The 17,079-nt window shown below is 43.0% G+C and carries 17 protein-coding genes; 5 read left to right on the top strand and 12 right to left on the bottom strand.

The window, feature by feature from the left end:
- Positions 1–40: 40 nt before the first annotated feature.
- From ABL924_RS05700 to ABL924_RS05685, 4 genes are all read right to left on the bottom strand, one after another.
- Complete coding sequence (locus ABL924_RS05700; protein ID WP_349026107.1) at positions 41–1,051, bottom strand: FAD:protein FMN transferase; 1,011 nt, start codon at positions 1,049–1,051, stop codon at positions 41–43.
- Positions 1,052–1,181: 130 nt separating this feature from the next.
- Complete coding sequence (locus ABL924_RS05695; RefSeq protein WP_349026106.1) at positions 1,182–2,189, bottom strand: DUF1566 domain-containing protein; 1,008 nt, start codon at positions 2,187–2,189, stop codon at positions 1,182–1,184.
- Positions 2,190–2,401: 212 nt separating this feature from the next.
- Positions 2,402–2,917 carry a hypothetical protein gene (locus ABL924_RS05690; RefSeq protein WP_349026105.1) on the bottom strand — a complete coding sequence of 172 codons (516 nt, stop codon included), beginning with the start codon at positions 2,915–2,917 and terminating at the stop codon, positions 2,402–2,404.
- Between the two features lie 13 nt (positions 2,918–2,930).
- Positions 2,931–3,929 carry a hypothetical protein gene (locus ABL924_RS05685; protein ID WP_349026104.1) on the bottom strand — a complete coding sequence of 333 codons (999 nt, stop codon included), beginning with the start codon at positions 3,927–3,929 and terminating at the stop codon, positions 2,931–2,933.
- Positions 3,930–4,335: 406 nt separating this feature from the next.
- Between ABL924_RS05685 and ABL924_RS05680 the strand changes: the two genes are divergently transcribed.
- The gene (locus ABL924_RS05680) at positions 4,336–5,655 is read left to right on the top strand and encodes a LytS/YhcK type 5TM receptor domain-containing protein (protein WP_349026103.1); all 1,320 of its coding nucleotides are present in this window, start codon (positions 4,336–4,338) and stop codon (positions 5,653–5,655) included.
- The gene (locus ABL924_RS05675) at positions 5,649–6,434 is read left to right on the top strand and encodes a response regulator transcription factor (protein ID WP_349026102.1); all 786 of its coding nucleotides are present in this window, start codon (positions 5,649–5,651) and stop codon (positions 6,432–6,434) included. The genes ABL924_RS05680 and ABL924_RS05675 overlap by 7 nt, the downstream gene beginning before the upstream one ends.
- A gap of 174 nt (positions 6,435–6,608) precedes the next feature.
- On the opposite strand, the gene ABL924_RS05670 is transcribed toward ABL924_RS05675, so the two are convergent.
- From ABL924_RS05670 to ampD, 6 genes are all read right to left on the bottom strand, one after another.
- Positions 6,609–7,145: a hypothetical protein gene (locus tag ABL924_RS05670; RefSeq protein WP_349026101.1), complete on the bottom strand. Its 537-nt coding sequence runs from the start codon at positions 7,143–7,145 to the stop codon at positions 6,609–6,611.
- Between the two features lie 536 nt (positions 7,146–7,681).
- Positions 7,682–9,091 (bottom strand): hypothetical protein, encoded by a 1,410-nt coding sequence (locus ABL924_RS05665; RefSeq protein WP_349026100.1) that lies wholly within the window; start codon positions 9,089–9,091, stop codon positions 7,682–7,684.
- A gap of 3 nt (positions 9,092–9,094) precedes the next feature.
- Positions 9,095–10,402 carry a hypothetical protein gene (locus ABL924_RS05660; protein WP_349026099.1) on the bottom strand — a complete coding sequence of 436 codons (1,308 nt, stop codon included), beginning with the start codon at positions 10,400–10,402 and terminating at the stop codon, positions 9,095–9,097.
- A 304-nt stretch (positions 10,403–10,706) separates the two neighbouring features.
- Entirely contained in the window at positions 10,707–11,111 is a 405-nt protein-coding gene (locus ABL924_RS05655; protein WP_349026098.1) for a hypothetical protein, read from the bottom strand.
- 81 nt (positions 11,112–11,192) lie between these two features.
- Positions 11,193–12,734 carry a sodium:proton antiporter NhaD gene (nhaD, locus tag ABL924_RS05650; RefSeq protein WP_349026142.1) on the bottom strand — a complete coding sequence of 514 codons (1,542 nt, stop codon included), beginning with the start codon at positions 12,732–12,734 and terminating at the stop codon, positions 11,193–11,195.
- Between the two features lie 111 nt (positions 12,735–12,845).
- Complete coding sequence (gene ampD, locus ABL924_RS05645; protein WP_349026097.1) at positions 12,846–13,388, bottom strand: 1,6-anhydro-N-acetylmuramyl-L-alanine amidase AmpD; 543 nt, start codon at positions 13,386–13,388, stop codon at positions 12,846–12,848.
- 239 nt (positions 13,389–13,627) lie between these two features.
- Between ampD and ABL924_RS05640 the strand changes: the two genes are divergently transcribed.
- Both ABL924_RS05640 and ABL924_RS05635 read left to right on the top strand, forming a co-directional pair.
- Positions 13,628–14,803 carry a M12 family metallopeptidase gene (locus tag ABL924_RS05640; RefSeq protein ID WP_349026096.1) on the top strand — a complete coding sequence of 392 codons (1,176 nt, stop codon included), beginning with the start codon at positions 13,628–13,630 and terminating at the stop codon, positions 14,801–14,803.
- A gap of 98 nt (positions 14,804–14,901) precedes the next feature.
- Positions 14,902–15,723 (top strand): hypothetical protein, encoded by an 822-nt coding sequence (locus ABL924_RS05635; RefSeq protein WP_349026095.1) that lies wholly within the window; start codon positions 14,902–14,904, stop codon positions 15,721–15,723.
- Positions 15,724–15,740: 17 nt separating this feature from the next.
- Here ABL924_RS05635 and ABL924_RS05630 read toward each other — a convergent pair whose 3' ends face one another.
- Positions 15,741–15,866: a hypothetical protein gene (locus ABL924_RS05630; RefSeq protein ID WP_349026094.1), complete on the bottom strand. Its 126-nt coding sequence runs from the start codon at positions 15,864–15,866 to the stop codon at positions 15,741–15,743.
- 269 nt (positions 15,867–16,135) lie between these two features.
- Between ABL924_RS05630 and ABL924_RS05625 the strand changes: the two genes are divergently transcribed.
- The gene (locus ABL924_RS05625; protein ID WP_349026093.1) at positions 16,136–16,612 is read left to right on the top strand and encodes a hypothetical protein; all 477 of its coding nucleotides are present in this window, start codon (positions 16,136–16,138) and stop codon (positions 16,610–16,612) included.
- A 240-nt stretch (positions 16,613–16,852) separates the two neighbouring features.
- On the opposite strand, the gene ABL924_RS05620 is transcribed toward ABL924_RS05625, so the two are convergent.
- On the bottom strand, positions 16,853–17,079 hold a 227-nt coding region (locus tag ABL924_RS05620; protein WP_349026092.1), incomplete at its 5' end, for a hypothetical protein.

Below are 17,079 nucleotides of genomic sequence, written 5' to 3'. Positions count from 1 at the left end.
TCTGGTATAAAAAGTATCGCTGATCTGCTAGAAAAGCAGGTCACTGTGAAGCCGTAAAGGCTTTACTCATGTGCTCCTTTAATTTTTTATCTTTGTCATAGATCAGGAGTACCTTGAGCTTCTCCGCTTCCGCGATTCGAGCAGCCTCCTTCTCACCCACGCAGAGCAGGGCGGTATCCCAAGCGTCAGCCCAAGTCGGATCGTCGTGCATCACAGTGACCGAATGTAGGTGGTGGGTCACTGGTCGCCCGGTCTTGGGATTCAGTATGTGGGAATAGGCTTGCCCGTTTTCCTCGAAGAAATTCCTGTAGGTTCCAGCCGTCATGATAGCCATACCATCATGTTCTTTGACATTAATGACCTTATGGAGCTTTCGGATAAAAGGCGTGGGAGTTTCAATGCCTACCCGCCAATTATCGCCGTTGGCTTTGCGGCCTTTAACCATCATTTCTCCGCCTATTTCCACCATATAGCTTTTTATGCCCATCTCCTCTAGGCGGCGAGCAACCCTACCCACGCTGTAACCTTGTGCAATGGAAGATAAATCAATTTTTAGCTTAGGATCTTTCTTTTTGATGCGTTGGTTGACCTCATCCACCTCCAGAAGCGACATGCCCAGATGGGGCAGGAGAGCGTTGATTTCATCCTGGCTAGGAATCCGGTTTTCGTGACGAGAAAAACCCCACAGATCAAACAAGGGCTTTACGGTGAGGTCATAGCAGCCGTTTGATCGCTCATAAACTGTATGCGCGATGACCAACAACTCGGTAATCTCTTGAGATACTGTGAGCCAATTAGTGTTCTCTTGTTGGTTGATAAGGGATATTTCGGAGTCATTCCGGTAGTTCGATAATTTAGAATCGATTCCGTCCAATGTCGCTGAGACTTGCCCCCGAATTTCCTTCAACGACGTTGATTTACCATCCAAAACCAGTTTGATGTGGTAAGTAGTTCCCTGTGCTTCTCCCGACACATCGGATTCACGGGGTATCTCCTGACATCCCGACAATGCGAAGATGACTAGTAATAGGGTAAGCCTATTTATTTTCATTGTGTCTATTCTAAGGCCGTAAGGCGCAATAGCCTTTAGGCGTATTGCGCCGGATGTTGGGCTGCCAATGACGACACGACGTGCAACCCCTGTTGGCGCAATCCACTGCTGTGAGCTACGTTAGCTACTGTTATTGGCCTCTCATATGCCCATTGGCTGGGTTCATAGGGTCATTCGCCCAACGCCTATTGGCTTCATCTTGGTTGGTTTGATTTTCTTGAGCTGCCCGTTGGCGATGGAAATCATCCATCTCGCCGCGCACTTTCTGAGCTCCTCTTTCTGCATCTTCAGTTAGTGTATGTTGAGCACTAGCAGATGAAGCTTCAAAATCATTCATTTTATCTCTCGCTTTCACTGCAAATGGGCTGTTGGGAAAGCGTGAAATGATTGCCTCTAAAACTAACGAACTACCTTGGGATCCCCTGAGAGTATAAGAGTACATGGCTTCAGGGTCTTTACTAACAAGAATTTTTTGTAAAGCTTTATCCGTGGCCTGCATTTTTTTTAAAGCTGGTAAAATAGTGATTTCGTATTCATGATCAAACTCAAATTGCTTTTCGAGTTTGCCAGCCGATGTTGGTGATGGCACACCAGCACGTACTAAGCGATAAGGTATATCGTAACCAGCCGCAACGGGGCTAAAGTCGCCAGTTACAAAATCGATAACGTTAAAGTTGATGCCTTTTATTAAATTACCGTTTTCTTGATTTTTTGAGCGCGAAGTGGACCAATAAGATCCCGCCGATAGCATTTTACTCACAGCAATGTCATTGGGCTCGTTGTAATAACCCATTTTACAGTCTTCAAATAAACCAGGTTTATGTCCTGTGATACCATAAAATTCTATTAAAGTAGGAATGCGCCAATCATCTTTGCCTAAAAAGCGGCTAGCTTTTGCAGCCTCAGCAGCTTCATACCAATTTGTTGATAAGGCTTTACCGCTACATGACTTGCCATCAAATTCCGCACCTTCTGCGCAGCGCTTCCAGATTGTGCCAAAGCGAGGGTCGGTAACTGTGCCATCTTTATTATCGACAAAATCCTCAAAAGAGCCGCAGTCAGATTGCGCCTGTAAGGCGAAAACGCTTAGCAGAATGCCAAAAATCGCCGATAACCTGCTTGTTTTATTGTTGTTCATTTTGTGTTTTCCCATTAAATAATAAAAAGTAAAATGTTGAGCAAAGGCTGTTTTTGACCCTCTTCCGTTAAGGTTTCTGGATGCGCTGACATGGCAAATATAGGGTTTAAATAGGATAGTATTTTCATGGATTTGCGTTTCCCGATAAAAATTTTGGCTGATAGTTAAATAAATTTAGGCACTAAATAATAGGGTTGAGGGAATAGGGCTTGTCATCGCAGACATTTAACACCTGCTTTTTCTAGGGCGAGAAAAACCTCATCTAAATCGAGATTTTGTACTTCTTGGAGCTTAATCTCTTCGCCACAATGCTTGATGAGGTAATATCCGTGATTATTAACTGCGCCATCTTCTCTGTTGGAGTTATAAATTACAACCAACTTTAATATTTCTGACACTTTTACGCTAAAGTTTTGTTGCCCAATGCCAACAGGCGATTGCCATAAAAACTCTTCTGGAGTGATTTGTATTAACCACTCGCCAGTGCCTTTTGATGCGCTGTAAATATCAGCCACATTGAAAAAAGTGAATAACCCTACTACCAATAGTACCATTACAGTAAGCCCAGAGAAGAGCGGATCGGGGAGCAGGTCGTGGTAACCTAAAACGCTCAGCAATATAATGCCAAAGGCTAAGATAAATGCCGTTTTAATAGCACGCCTATGTGTCAGCTCCGCTAAGTCTTGCTGAAAGCTAAATAACACGGTGGGTGCATTAGTATTTGCCATCTCAGTATTTCCCTTAAATTATTAAGTTTTGAATTTTACTGATCACCTTCCGTGCTTCGGCAAAATTTTCTGTAAAACAGAATTCGCCATGCCCGAAGGCGATGACAAAATTGCCGGTTTCGCGTAGCTTTTCGACTATGGTTTTTGCTTCCTCAACGATGCTGTAAGAGACATATTTGCTGGTTTTATAAAAATCAAGTTTAGGTGAGTTTGTCATCTTCTTATGGTGGAAATGAAGCAGTAAATTTATAGCCGGAAACTCCTGGAAAATTAAATTCGCCACTAAACTTTCTGATGACGGCATACAATGGCCGATGTATTCAATTTCGTTGGTCTCAGGACGATAATTTTCAACATAACAAATATTGTTATTACTAATTTGATATTTATCGGTCTTTGATGCATTGATAATCGCCCCTTTGCCAAACCGAATGGCTAAGGCACCGGCAAAACTATCCGAGTGATTTAAGCCTTTATCTCTAAGATACCAGCCTATTTCCCTCATCTCGGCGATGGCTGATTGCGGGTTTATTTGAGTGTAAGCTTCTATGTCGTGGGCTAATACTGTTCCACATAATTTATTTCGGATAGTCCTAACATAAATGGCATCGAATACTTTGATAGGGCTGGCATAGATCAAATCGCCTGTGATTTCCTGGTCTGGGTAAACCAAGTAAAACAAACGTGCCTTGAAAGGTCGCCGAAAATCTATCGAATCTATCGCGTGAAATTCTGCTGGTGTGAAAAAATAGCTGACTATCTTCGGTATAAATTCTGGGTAGTTAATATCCCGCAAGGCTTCAAAGTCCGAAAGCGATGTGACCAAAAACAGTAGCACGGTTTTGGGTTGATGCAGGGTAGGGTTATTATCAAATGAATTAATCAGTTGATAATTGCACAAGGTTGCCAAATCATCCAAAAAGTCATCAACCTGATTGTTCTTCACGGCATTATTTATGGCAAACCGATAGATAAGTACAGACCAACCGTCGAAATAAGCAAAATCAGCCATTTATGTCTCCAAAGAAAAAATAAGTCAGTGTGATTTATGTAGTCTGTCTTGCGGCTTGCCGCTGAAGATCTCTACAATTCCCGCCCGCCTTGGGCTTGTCGAAAGGCTAATTGTGCTTCGACGTACTCAGCACGAACGGTTCAAATATTAAAAAGCCGAATCAATAAGCAAAAACAAATCCCAAACAACCAAGGCTATTTTGGATTTGTTGTTCATATTGCAGTCATCCGTTTTTTCAGTGCATCAACTAACTTTAATTATCGACTAAATAAATCATCACGTTTTGTCTCCCTGCTCAAATGGGGGGATTCCCCTTTCGTATGGACGGTTTTGCGTGATTAAACTCCACGCTAAATAATCTCCGCCCTGCTAAGATAAGCCCATTACTAACAACAGAATAGAAGCGATGGATTTTTTGAATGACGGATATTTTGTGGATTTGTTAAACAATGCGCTTGAGTTGCTGGAACGAGTGTGCGTAGTGCTGATGGTAGCCTTTGTCTCCATGCGGGTCACTTTTTTAAGACGAGCCTTAAGCAACGTAAACGAGTGTTGGCAATACCAATTATGTACGGCAGTGTTTTTTGGCGTACTGGCTATTATCGGCACTCACAGTGGTCTTATAGTGGATATTAACCAGGGTGGCAAAATCATTGAATGGGTCTCTGGCTTTAAAGCGATAGAGGATTCGTATGCCATTTTTGGTTTTCGAGATCTTTTGATACAAGCCGCAGGTTTGTTTGGTGGCCCATGGGTAGGTTTAGGTGCCGGTTTATTGGCTGGCTGGGAGCGTTATGATGTGGGTGGTTTTGCCGGTATAGGCGGTGGCGCAGCAACCGTACTACAGGGACTAAGTGCAGGATTAGTTAGGCGGTTTTGGCCTGAATGGACGGTCACAATTAAAGGAGTATTAATTGTTTCTATACTGAGTACCTGTTTGCAACAGGTAGTGCTGCTCTGTCTGATTGAGCCTCATGCCAATGCGGTCGCGCTGGTAAAAAATCTCTTCCCGCTGATATTGCCCGTCAACAGCTTAGGTTGCTTGTTGTTTTTTATGGTGATAAAAGACTTAGACAGTGACCGCTTAAAATTGCAAGCGCAACAAGCTGAGTTACGTGCTTTACACGCACAGATAGAGCCGCATTTTCTCAATAATACCTTCAATGCCATTAAGACGCTGATCAGTATTGATCCCAAAACAGCAACCGAATACGTGGCAAAACTGGCGCGATTTATGGATAGCACGCGGCAAACGGCCTGCGCCAACTCCATTTCCTTAGCAGAAGAATTAGCGCAATTGAAATACTATTTGGATTTCCAAAACCTACGTTTTCCTGGCAAATTCCGTTTAATGGTAGAAATTCCTGATAATTTGATGACGTGTTATATTTTGCCACGCAGCCTGCAAACGCTGGCAGAAAATGCATTGTTTCATGGCAGGCGAGGCAAGGAAGGACTGTTGGAAATCACGCTTAAAGCTACCGATCACGGCGATAGCTTGCAATTATCGGTGCAAGATAATGGCTGCGGTATTTCTCCAGAACGCTTGGAACAACTTGGCAAACAGATAGTACAATCTGATCGTGGTGGTGGTAGTGCGCTGTATCAAATGCGTGAAAGCCTTAATCTGGCATTTGATGGTCGGGCAACCCTGGAGATACGTAGCCAGTTGGGAATAAATACGGAAGTACTTTTAACATTACCTAAGCGGAGTAAAGCATGGTAAATAAATGGCGGGTGATTTTGGTGGATGATGAACCGTTAGCGCGGTTAGGTTTAAGGAATTGCCTTACATCGAGACATTTTGATTTTGAGATTGTCGGTGAAGCAGAAAACATTTCGCAAGCCAAACAACTTATCCAGCAAGACGACAGTATAGACGGGGTATTTTTGGACATCGATATTGAAACTGAAAGTAATCGCGCCGGTTTAGATTTTGGTTTTGCGTTAAATAATATGCTTAATCCACCGTGGATCATTTTTGCGACAGGTAAGAAGGAACATGCTATTGAAGCAATCAATAGGATTAAGCCAGTTGGTTATTTACTTAAGCCGTTTGGACAGGTTGATGTAGATATGCTATTGGATAGGATACGCAAAGATCGCCCTGTTAACAAAAGAAATACACTTATTGAGATTAGATACAAAAAGGTTGGATTAGCTGCGGATGGACATGTTGAAAAAACAAAACCGACTAAATTTTTAACACCCGATGAAATCTTGTATGTTTGTTCCGATGAAGCGACAGTGCACTTGGTTAATGGTGAGGTGCTAAAGGGTGTCAATATCACACTCAAAAGCTGGTTAGAACACGAGCTACCTTATTTTGTACAAACCCACAAGAAAACTATCGTTAATCTAAAATATGTTAGTGGATTTAAGCTTGATCCTGATAAAGAAGATAATTACATCCTTCAATTTAAAAATAATTCGACTGAATTGCCTATTGGGGGCATTTTTTTTGGTAAATTTAAAGAAGCTATTAAAAATAGTGGAGCTATGTGAAATACAGTGGGTAATCAAACTACAGCTTTCCTCGTAGGAACTAAGGTATTGCTAAATAAGCATAGAAATTATTTTTTAGATCAATCTTTCCAAGTACATAAAAGTGGATACTATATTGTTTTAACAATGCCCTTAGTTTCAGTATTGAATATGGGTGAGTTGATACACCGCGCATTATGACAGCATATCAACATAGTCACGACGTGACATCAGTACCTTACCAAAGCTACTGCTTGGGAATTTTCCAGAAAGAAGCTCTTGATCGCTGAGGTTTTGGCCTTGCCAGACAGTCACCTTACTTTTATAAGTTTCCCCTGCACTTATAGCCATTTCATAGAACACGCGTGCCTCAACTTCAGTGAAGCCCCCAATGGGAATGTCCATTAGATGCATGATGATTGCGGGTGCTAAGCCTAAGCTCAAAACCGACCTACGTTTTATACGTAGAATAAATGCTTTTAGCACCGCCTCACCAAGGGTACAGCTCGATGCCATGGATCGAGGATGCGCGAATGGCTTAATAATTTTGACGGACACTAACGATTCATGTGCACGTGCGTCGTTGCCCATAGACAGGTAATTAGGGTGGTCGTTGGTGATTGCGATTTCTGGAGTATCAGTAAATGATTCACCCGTTTTTGGGTCTCGTACTGTTAGCTGATTAGCTGATACTTGAACGTAAATTATTTGTGCGAAATGGCAGTAGAACATAGCTTCCTCGAGGACTATTGTTTGAAATAAGGGTCTGACTTCAACGAGCCTTACTGCTACTATGGCAAATCCACTGCATAGCCGCAATGGAGGTAGGGCGAAATCACCGTTTTGTGGGATTAAAAGGTATTATTATGCGGTTGAAAACAGGTTGGCCGTTTCTTCTCTGTGTCGAGCAAGCACGTTTCCGATAATTTAAGCGAGCAAGATTTGGTTGCTTTGGATAAAGCTATTGATGCCAATTCAAAAAATGATCGACAATTATCTCAATAAGTTTTCATTGTTACCTTCTCCAAAGAGAGAGGGCTAGATTGAGGGGACTCTTAGAATAACTTTTTGAGATGCTTACAAATATCTGGCGATATAAGGTGTCGGTAACACAATTAGAGCTTTACTCAAATCAAGGTAAAAAACTAGTGTTTGAGTTGGCGAACCGATAGTGAATGTGCTCTAAATCAACGGTGACATTTGATAGATTTTAATACAAATATGCCTTACGCCAAGGTTCAAGAGCCTAGCTAGTAAAATTCAGCCGATTACAAATCGCTGTTATCTTCTGGATGTGCAGGCGAATTGAGGGCAGGAAACTCATCGTGTTTGGTTTTTTTAACTTCTTGCAGCAATTCGCCGCGGTGTTTTTCCAGGACTAATAGCTCAATATCGCGGCGCAGGTAATTGTCCAGTTGTTGGGTGGCGGTGTAGCGTTTTTCGTGTTCCTGGATTTGCATTTCCAGCTCCATGTCTTTGAGGCGGCTTTCATGCAGCATTTTTTCCATGAGTAGGCGTTCTTGTAATTTTTGCTCCTCACTTTGGTGGGTATCGAGTAAGGCCAATGAGGCTTCATTTTCCAATTGTTTAAGCCGTTTTTCTTGTTCTATTTTTTCAATTCTTAGCCGTTCGTGACTGGTATTCCAGGCTTCCTGGTTTTTTTCAAAGTCGGTTATTTCAGCAGCGAGTTGAATTTCCTTAATACGATGTTGGTGTTGCAGTCGTTCTTGCAGTAATTGTTGCTCATTTTCAAGCTGGCTGGTCTGAATTTCCAGTTTTGCTAGTGCTGAAGCCTCTTGCTCCAACCGTTTTAAGTTCTGTTCGTGGTAAACCTGCTCCCTGTGGAGTCGTTCCTCGATAAGAAATTGCTCATTCAGTTGCCGTTCCTGCTCTTCCAAGCGACGCTTAAGGTTAAGCGAGGCCTGTTCTTGTTCGATGCGGTGCAACGCTTGTTCTTGATTATACTGGTCGATCAGGCGTTGCTGGCGTTCCAACCGTTGTTGCTCCAGGACCAGTTCTTGGCGCAAGCGTTCCTTGTTTTGATGCTCCTGGGTTTCAAAGTTCTTCTTTAATATTTTTAGATAAATATCGTCATGGGCAAAGCGACTGTCTAATTTGTTGGGATCCGGTGTTTCGGAAAAAGTGGTCAGCATTTCACATAAGGCACGGCACTGGACGCTTTGCAGGGTCAGGGTTTCGTTGATTGCGGTTTCTACGCGCCGTTCCACGGACGATAAGCCTTGTTCTACCCAGTCGCCATTGGCCAATTTACGAAGTTCTTGATCGACGGCATCTCTTATCAAGCCCTCGCAACGCGCCTTTATGTGCTGATTGATGTTGGGTAAGGCATCGCTATTGGTTTGGGCGTATTTTATCGAAGCCTGATAGCGGATGGTCAGCAGCGCATCGACAATGCAAAAATCGCCATAGAGCTTAATTTGAGTGTTAAATCGCCATTCATCAACAGGGAGAGGAAAGGTGCGATGATAAAACCGCGCGTTAAACAGCGGTGGACGCAGGTAGGATTTTTGAAACGGCCCCAAGCGCGCGATGACGATTTGCCGGCCACCGTCAAAGCCAGGATCCCAAGTTTGGCTGAGCGCATCGGCTTCCGTGCTGATTTCGGCCAACCATTGCTCTAATGGTGATTTTTCAATTGGTGGATTATCAGTGTTCATGCCTTAACCGTTACGTGCGCTGTTTTTCATGGCGGTCTGAGCTTTGATTTGTTGCAATTTATCGCCCATTTTCTCGGCGATTAACGGGTAAAGATTCGGTGCAAATTCCACACGTCGATCATCTACCTTACGCAAAAAACCACGGCTTAACAGTAGGCCGACGGCGAACATGCGCGGCCAATCGACATAATGTCGGGCGCGTTCGATGTCGGTTTTTTCAATGATAATTTCCACGGCATCATTTTCATTAATGCGGAATTCGCTAAATTGTTTGAGGCATTCAAAAACTAGCTCTTCCTCTCGTTCAGTCAATGGGCCAGGCGCTGAAAACTCCAGTCGATAAGATAACAATACGGTAAAAAAATCCACCATCCCCGCGATAATCAAGGGAAACAAGGTGAATTTTGGCAGGTTATTAACGGAAGGTTTGACGGTTTCCGTAAACTGCGAATACGTCATCAACACTGGCGCAGAGGGCAAATCGGTGCGGTACTTGGCGGTTAGCTGGTTAAACTCCAGTTGCACCTTATGTAAGCTCTGGGATACCTCCTGATAAGCTTGCTCGCTATGGGTAAGGTCACTATCCAGTTTGTTAAGGCTAGCCTGGAGCGTAGCAGTGGACTGGTCAATCAGGCTGAATTGTTGTTCGAGTTGCGTTAACTGCACCTGTTTTTCCTGATGGACTGCCTTAATATGCCGCCAGACAGGACCTTCACCCACTTGGTTTTTGTATTGTGATGGAATATCAGGATGGTTGCCGAAATAAGCTTGGGACATTTCCTTAGCCAGTTTTTCCAGTTCCTGCTTCTGTTGCGCTAACAAACTGCTTTTTACCACGACCAGTTTTTTTAAATATTCATCGACTTGATTGCCGACTTCATTAATGCGTTCGATGCGGATACTGCCATGTTCTGAAATTTCGTAGAATTTGAAATAAGAAAACGCCATCGAAGCCACAAAAGCAATGATTAGCGAAGTCAGTACGCTAAAATAGCGCAGCCGATTGGCTTTTAGGTGTATGCCCGCGAGTTCAAATGAGCAAATGACGATAATGGATTGAATCGCAACGGTAATGATCAGCGCAATCCAGGGCGTAATAAAGTAGGACATCCCATAAAACGTAGTAAATCCTGATGCCAAGCTGAGCAGAAGCACGATGGGGATAGACCAGATTCGCAGGAAACTGACGAACAGCGTCTGGACAATATTGATTAAACGGCCAATGCCGCCGCTTTTTAGTTGAGTTATAAGTCGATTTTCCATCGCATGTTTTTTATAGTTGTTATTAAAGCGATCTGATAAATCAGGCATTGGGGTCACTCGAAATCACAATGACAATTAAACCAGACCGGAAGTTTAGGCGATACATCCGGCAAATGCAATCACCTTGGCGATGTTATTGAAAGCAATTGCAGAACAATAGCTTAGGTAGAACGTATATAAAAAAAGCTGGGTTTGATAGCGTTGGCGACTAAAAACTCACCTCAGCTTTGTGTTTCATGGCATGATGATCAAAGCACGATCAGATAAGAAAAGACCCGCTGAAAGCAGGTCTTTTCACAGAGTAATGATAAGTTGGCGAGGGAAATGCGGGATAGTGTTTTTTAAGAAAAACTTATCTGCCAGAGAAATGTTGTTGGTGTTCACCGTTGTTTTGGTTGTAGCCATGACCACCATGCCCATACCTTTGTTGGTTATTGTGACCTTGCCAGCCGCCTTGATTAGAGTAGTTGTTGTGATCCCCATGATGGCCTGACCAACCACCGCCTTGGTTTGGCTGGGGACGGTTGTAATAATTATTAGAATGATGACCGCCTTGCGGCCTACCTTGACCCCAGTATCCAGGAGAAGTATGCCCTCTGTGGTGGTGAGGATACTGTTGTTGATAATTACCATAGCCGGAACTGGGGTAATAGGAGCCATTTCCTGGATAAGAATTGTAATGATTTGGGTGATAGGCACAAGCAGACAGCAACATCACCAGAACCGACGAAACGATTTTTTTAGCCAGCATATTCATGTTTTTCTCCATTGGTTAAAATTCTTGGCTGAATAATATCAACAGTAGGCTGAATGCTACATGAATCAGGAATATTTATTTTTAGAAATAACGCCCATTCAAAAGAAAATGCGCGGCAATGCTGGCGAAATACCCCAAAGCAATGGCGGGAGTCCATTTTAAATGACTGGTAAACGTGTAAATTCCTTTTGCTTGCCCCATTAAACCGACACCCGCAGCGGAACCGACCGCCAACAAACTACCGCCAACACCTGCTGTCAACGTTACCAATAACCATTGTCCCTGAGAAATATCGGGTGCCATAGTCAAAACTGCCAGCATGATGGTGCCGTTATCAACAAAAGCCGAGGCAATGCCGACCAAAACATTTGCCACCGTCGGATCAAGCCCTACGTATAAAATCTGTGATGCTACGGTCAGATAACCGATAAAACTCAATCCGCCGACAGCTATCATTACGCCGTAGAAAAACAGCAAGGTATCCCATTCCAGGTTGGCGACTTTATTAAACACATCAAAGGGTTGATCTATCATTTCCGCTTTGTATCGTGCTGTATTCATGACTTTCATGGGGGCAAAATAGTCAATGTAACTGGATTTTTCTCCAACAGCATTCTTGCTTGTCGATGCGGCCAAATTGTTCGTTCGTTGCCCCGATATTGCTACAGGTTGAGCTTCTTCAGCTTCAGAATCATCTTGAATAGCAGATGTTTTTTGTAAGTAATAGCTAAAAAACTTCAGGTAGGTCAGTCCCAACATCATGCCTGCGGCGGGCGGTAAACTGAGGAAATTCTCGAAACAGGCAGAAGTAATAATGGTCAACACGAATAGACCGATGATAATCCATCCGCCCCGTTTCATGGGTTGCGATTCGAGCAATGCTTCGGGGCTATTCTTTGGAATAAAGAAGTGCATAATAGAAGCTGGCACAATCAAGTTGACAAGTGCTGGAATCAACAGTGAAAAGAAATCACCAAATGGTACAACGCCTTTTTGCCACGCCAATAGCGTCGTAATGTCACCAAAAGGACTGAACGAGCCACCGGCATTGGTCGCCACGACCACGTTAATACATGACAGCGTGACAAAACGCGGGCTACCCTTCCCCAAGGCCACAATTACCGAACCCATCAACAAGGCGGTTGTTAGGTTGTTACAGGCTGATGAAATAAAAAAGGCTTGGAAACCCGTAATCCAGAACAATTGCCGATAACTGAATTTCTTGCTTAACAACCAAGCCCTAAGCCGTTCAAATACGCTACGGTCTTCCATGGCATTCAAGTAAGTCATTGAAACCATAATAAACAAAAATAATTCGGCATAACCCGTCAGGAAGGATCGAAAGGCAACGCCAGCTTGTTCGCTCATGCCGCCGTAAGCATAAACAGAGGCAATAAACACCCAAATCATGCTCGCCGCAAACACCATAGGCTTCGATTTACGCAGGTCAGTTATTTCCTCGGTCATTGCGAGAATGTATGCGATAGCAAATAACACTAATGCCAGATAGCCCACCCAATGTTTAGTCAAATCCAAAGGTTGCACACTTGTGCCATCAGCAGCAAATGACAGGGACGGCAAAATCAGCGCAAAAAATATCAGGCTAAGTTTTTGACAGAACATTTTTTTGATAATCGCTAACATAATTATGACTATATGTTTGATGGGGGGGATCAGTTCTTTATCAACAGTTAATTTCAGTGGATTCCTGTTCATCTTACCTTTCTGACATCACTACGCCAATAAACAATAAAACTTCCGCCAGTCAAATGACTCGCCTGGGTCTGTTTTGCGTCCGGGGGCAATGTCACTATGGCCAGCAATTCGTTCGGCAGTCAACTTCGGGTAAGTGTTCAGTAGAGTCTTAACAATGGCGGCAAGTTCAAGGTATTGCGCTTCTGCATAAGCTACAGTCTCAGTGCCTTCAAGTTCTATCCCAATAGAAAAATCATTACATTGCTCACGCCCATCATAGCTAGACTGTCCAGCATGCCAAGCGCGTTTGTCAAACGGTACATATTGCACGATCTCTCCTGATCTTTTGATGACTAGATGGGATGATACCGTAAGCTGATGAATTTCTTTAAAATAAGGATGCGCATCTGGGTTAAGCTGATTACAAAATAGCTGTTCTATGCAGTTATTACCAAATTCGCCCGGCGGAAGGCTGATGCAGTGGATAACAAGTAAAGAAATATCGTCTGGATCTGCGCGGTCATCAACGTTAGGTGAAGGAACGTGGCTGGCTTCACTAAGCCAATGGTGGTCTATGCGCATAAATGACGAAAGAATTCGAAACCGCTATTTTAGCCTAAACCAAGTGATTTTGGCATTGCCAACAAAAAAACAATGGACGCGGCGTTTTACAAACCTCATCCCGCAGCCTCGCATTTGCTAAGGGTCGGGACACTAGACTAACGTTATATTTAGGTTGATATAAATAAAATTTCTCCGTACGGTAGAGCTGTTTTTGTTCTGTTCTCCAACCACGCAACTCATATACGAGGCTACTTAACATGAAAATAAAACTCACCGTTTGTACCCTGCTCATTGTGTTAATAACGGTTTCCGTCCAGGCGGCGGTTAACCAGCCCATTGTTGCAACGCCGAAGGCGAAGGCGTTTTTTCGGGATAACCAACTTTGGACGCTGACTTTAAATACGAAGACCCATAAATATGAACTTCCAGTATGTTGGGAAAACTTGGCTACCATCAGCGATACCGTTCATCACCCAACCTGGAAACAGCGCCGAATAAATACCCTAAACTACGCCAATACGGCCTGGGGCGATGTGACAAATTTCACCACTAACCCAACGGGGAACGGGTCGGCTTCCTTGATATATTTCGCGGATAAGGGAACGTGTCCTCTTGCTAGCGTTAGTTTTTCCGGTATCAGAATTTTGGTTAGTTCAACTGCTACACTTCAAACACCAATAGGAAATTTACCACCGCCCTACACTAAAGCATTGGGTAAAAATTTAACCAACTTAGTTTACGGTGTCGTTCTAGATTTTGATATGATTAAAAATCAAATTTATACTAGAAATGATGCTAAATTTATAGGATGCAAAGCTCAATCAATTAGTGAAGAAAATTGCTTCAAAGCTGTCGTCATTCATGAATTCGGTCACGTTCTTGGTATGTCGCACGAGCAAAATAGGACTGATGAACCACTTGTTTATCAAAGATTGTCATGCGGAGCCAATGACCCTTCCCCTGTATTGGGTCAGCTCATCTTCGGTAATTTACGTATTGGTGCCTATGATAATCAGTCGATTATGGCGTATTGCAACCCCAATCGCCTTAAAAGCCCTGTATTGAGCGTCATTGATAAAGTAGCTTTGCGAGTTTTTTATGCAAGAATGCCCAGTGTAAGTTTTGATCTTGGTTATCCAGTGATTACTATTCCAGTGGTGTTAACGGGGTCAACTAGAGCCCCAAAATCCATGACCTTGTCCGACCCAACAAATACCGGAAAGTACACGTATGTTTTTTCGCTTGCGTCGACAGCTACTAAGTCAAGTGTCGCAGCGACCTATCTGAACGGTGTTTTAACAATTCCATTTCTTAAGAAGACCAGCTTTGGCAAGGTCATCGGCATACAAAAGAGAACAATGACCCTAAGTTATATTATCAATAAGTTTCGTAATACCTCTTTAACAGACCTTTATACTGCACAGGGACAATAAAATATGCATTTACGTTGAAGGCTAGTTTATTTTATCTCCTTAATTTTTAAGTCCTTGCCCATTTCCAATGGCATCAAGACAACGCTTTCTGCACCTTGATGCCAATCCTTTTGATCAGTAAAAATTCAGTTGTGTTTAACATGCCAAACCACATCAAGCATCATGTCGCGCCAGATAAACCCAAAACCTACACAGATCCAAACCTGTATTTATTTTTTGCTTTGGCACTGTTTTTTACTGATTGCGCTTTGTTTTGCCCACGCGAATTTGGCATGGAGTATGTGGTTTATTCTTCAGGATATGAACAAAAAATCAGTACTATTCTTGTTTATGTCGTCGCTGTCATAGCTACACGTTACCAATACAAGCGCAGCCAATTTGTAGAAGATAGGGGTTATTCTCGGCAGCGGTGCTTCTGGTTGTTTATCGCTTTACTCCCTTTAGTAGTTGTGCAAACCAATTTCGTTTTGTTAACTATTTTCGGAAATTTAGACAGTTACGGGCATGTTGAAAATTTATATGAATACGGTTTTTTTGAAGGCGAAGATATAGACTACTTTGATGAATTCCCTTTCAAAATAGGCTATTGGCACAAAACGGCGATGTGGGTCCTGTTTATCCTGACGGCAACATGTGCACCTGCGATTCACCAACATCGTTCGGATGCCGGTATTAGCGGTGTCTTGTTGCTTATGGCGGATGGTTGCGGCTTGGTCTATTTGTTTTTCTATTTCACCTTACCAGCAGTCAGTCCGGTCATTTTGTTTATTGGCGCAATCAGTTTTACCGTAATTGCCATAATGATTTTGGTAAAATTATCTTCTTTTCAGCGCGTAAAACAACTTGCCAGAAATATGTTATTTGAACTTGCCTTCTGGTTAAATTTCATTAGCTTGGTGCTGGTTTTCGTTTTTTTTTAGAATACTAATTTTAAATGTTATCGCTCGAACAATAAGGTCAGGTTAATCTCTACAGTACCGGCAGGCAAGTGGCATAAAACGCATGGCTCTGCTTTAGCAAGGTTTAATTGTTGATTACGCAAGGCAAAGTTGGTATTGCTCATTCGAGTGGGATCGGGGCAGCATTTTTAGAAGCTTCGATTCGACTCCATTTCCCGAAAATTTCAACCAATATTTTTTGACTATGGGCGGCGAATATACAGAAGGACTTCTGGCTGAATTATATATATGGTTTTTTTTCTGTTTACTTATTGGAATCGCAACAGCCATAGCTTTTTATTGTTACAAAAAAGGCTGGTTTGAGAAGGATGACACTTTTTATTTATGCTATCGCCTCTTCTGGTTGTTTATTGCTTTTCAACCGGTGTTGTTAATGCTCACGCGTTTATGTTGTGGCTCGGATATCACGTTCTTTTACGAAGATAAGAATGATTATATTGGTTATGAAGTTTATGATGATTCCGGCGAAATTCATCGTATAGCACCCTCTTATAAAGCCTTTTGGCATAAAACGGCGTTATGGGTGCTGTTGATATTGACCGCCACGTTTGGCCCGGCTATCCGTCAAAACCGTTCTGAAGTGGGCTTGGACGGAATAGCGCTGTTTTTGGCGGACTGTTGTGGCTTACTTTACATCCTGTTTTATCTCAGTTTACCGACAGACGATGCAGCTCTGTTATTGGCTTACGCTGTAGCCGTTACCTTGTTCGCCTTTTTGGTAACACTAGCCTTAGGTTACTTAAAGCCGTTGAAGCGAGCCATCAAAGACCTGCTATTTTACTTTGCGGTTGGGTTGACCGTAATCGCCCCGTTATTATTTATCGGGGCACTACATAGCCTATATAGTTAGCAAGGACGGGGGTTGAAATCCGATGCGTGATGGAGTGCGTTACACTAACGCCCAAAATCCCTGACGCTGTCTGATACTGTCCTATGTGCATAAGTAACGAAAGAATTCGAAGCCGCTATTTTAGCCTAAACCAAGTGATTTTGGCATTGCCAACAAAAAAACAATGGAGCATGCCCTGAGCTACCCTCAAAAAACATTGGACGCGGCGTTAACGCGTGACGGGGTATGTTACCCCATTACTCACGCTTTGCCGACGGTGACATTTTTGAACCACACGGAAACGCTACGAACGGGGCAACATGCCCAGTCCGGCTTGGGGCAGCAAAAATTGCTCTCATGTGAGTATTTTTTCGTTGTGAATCTATAAGACGAGACCTTTGCACAAACAGCAGAAACTCCGGCTGACTGGTCAAAAGCCGATTTTTTTGAATTGGCATTCACCTTAATGGGCGGTATTCGGCTGAAAT

Source organism: Methyloglobulus sp., assembly GCF_040079455.1.
In the GTDB taxonomy this organism is placed as follows: Bacteria; Pseudomonadota; Gammaproteobacteria; order Methylococcales; family Methylomonadaceae; genus Methyloglobulus.
Note: the sequence above shows the minus strand (reverse complement) of the source record. Positions and strands in the feature narration are given on the sequence as shown.